This is a genomic window from Rhodococcus sp. CX (assembly GCF_015865005.1).
GTDB lineage: Bacteria > Actinomycetota > Actinomycetes > Mycobacteriales > Mycobacteriaceae > Rhodococcus.
Map to the genome: position 1 here is coordinate 1 of NZ_JADZGH010000263.1, position 1,768 is coordinate 1,768.

The window sequence follows — 1,768 nt, forward strand, 5'->3', positions numbered from 1 at the left end:
CCGCAGAATCCGGCGCGGTCCCGCCGGGAGCGCGAGGCGGCCGACCCGACGAAGACGTCCGTCCGGCAGGTCGCCGACACCCGCGACAATCCGTCCGTTCAGCGGCGCCCGGCAGACGACGCCCGCGCACGGAGGTCGGAATCGGCGCCGCGCCGTGAACCGGATCCGCGCCGCCGCGAGCCGCAGCCGGAGCGGCAGGCACCGCCGCGCGCGACGCCCCGACCGCAGGTGAGCACCCCCGCCTACCCGCCGCCCGCTGTGCGTTACCGCGACCGCTACGAGGACTGAGCTGCGCTTCGCGCCGGTGTGTACTTCTGGCGGCTCCGGCCGCCACAAAGGCACACCGGCGGCGCAGCCGCCTTACCTGGCCCTGGCTGCGCGCAGCTCGCGTGGGAGTGCGAACACCAGCGTCTCGTTGGCGGTGGTGACGGTCTGCACGTCGCGGTAACCGTGTTCGGCGAGCAGATCGAGCACGCCGCGCACGAGGATCTCGGGCACCGACGCCCCCGAGGTGATGCCGACGGTCTCGACGCCGTCGAGCCAGGCCGGATCGACCTCACGCGCGTAGTCGACGAGGTGCGCGGCCTTCGCGCCTGCGCCGAGCGCCACCTCGACGAGGCGCACCGAATTCGACGAGTTGCGTGATCCGACGACGATCACCAGTTCGCATTCGGGAGCCATCGCCTTCACCGCGACCTGACGGTTCTGGGTGGCGTAGCAGATGTCGTCGCTCGGCGGGTCCTGCAGCTGCGGGAACTTCTCGCGCAGCCGTTTCACGGTCTCCATGGTTTCGTCGACGCTCAGCGTGGTCTGCGAGAGCCAGATCACCTTCGATTCGTCGCGGACCCGGACGGCGTCGACGGCGTCGGGGCCGTCGACCAGTTGTACGTGATCGGGGGCCTCACCTGCGGTGCCCTCGACTTCCTCGTGGCCTTCGTGCCCGATGAGCAGAATGTCGTAGTCGTCGCGGGCGAAGCGCTTGGCTTCCTGATGGACCTTGGTCACGAGCGGGCAGGTCGCGTCGATGGTGTGCAGGTCGCGGGCGGCGGCCGCCTGGTGGACCGCCGGGGACACCCCGTGTGCGGAGAAGACCAGGACCGATCCGGGTGGAACCTGGTCGGTTTCGTCGACGAACACGACACCGCGCTCGGCAAGCGTGTCCACCACGTGCCGGTTGTGGACGATCTCTTTCCGCACGTAGATCGGGGCGCCGTGCTTCTCGAGCGCCTTCTCCACGGTCTCGACCGCGCGGTCGACCCCGGCGCAGTATCCGCGGGGTTCGGCGAGCAACACCCGCTTCCCTGCGGACGCGGTCCCCGCCGACCGTGTGATACCGACTTCGAGTGGAACAGGCGCAGACATGCCTCCAGGGTACGGGCCGATGCGGGGCGGAGCCCGCCTCGGCTTCCGTCACGGCCCACCTCGGCTACCAATCGTGGGGCTCGTGAGGCAGTCTTGGGGGCATGATCCGTCCACCGTTCATGGCTCGGGTGGCGGCCGGGGTCGCCGTCACCGCCTACGAAGAGACACTCAAGCTGCCGTCGACCGCCCTCGCGCTGCCGATGACGACGGTCAGCCAGGTCCTGCAGACGACGATGAGGATCCAGCAGTCGATGACCGCGCTCGCGATCAAGGGGGATCGTCTGTTCGAGGCGCTGGGCGCCCGAGCCGAGGAAACCCCGGAGTGGGCGGTGTTCGACGAGGACGAGGCTCCGGCACCGAACGCCGCCACCAACGGGGCGGAGCAGTCGGAGGCGCCCGGCCGGTT

General features: G+C 70.2%; 2 protein-coding genes and 1 pseudogene. 2 read left to right on the forward strand and 1 reads right to left on the reverse strand.

The features are described from left to right. Positions 1-288 (forward strand): annotated as a pseudogene (locus I0Q12_RS29140) (hypothetical protein); the annotation flags it as partial. 72 nt (positions 289-360) lie between these two features. On the opposite strand, the gene I0Q12_RS29145 reads toward I0Q12_RS29140, so the two are convergent. Then, a complete protein-coding gene (locus tag I0Q12_RS29145; protein WP_197257187.1) occupies positions 361-1,362 on the reverse strand; it encodes a 4-hydroxy-3-methylbut-2-enyl diphosphate reductase in 1,002 nt (333 codons plus the stop codon). Positions 1,363-1,463: 101 nt separating this feature from the next. On the opposite strand from I0Q12_RS29145, the gene I0Q12_RS34250 reads away from it, so the two are divergent. Continuing rightward, positions 1,464-1,768, forward strand: a 305-nt coding sequence (locus tag I0Q12_RS34250) for a lipid droplet-associated protein (protein WP_231611674.1), incomplete at its 3' end; no start/stop codon positions are given.

What these genes read in the sequence shown, in the direction of transcription:
- I0Q12_RS29145 (WP_197257187.1), bottom strand. Translation starts at nt 1,362, where the DNA reads ATGTCTGCGCCTGTTCCACTCGAAGTCGGTATCACACGGTCGGCGGGG.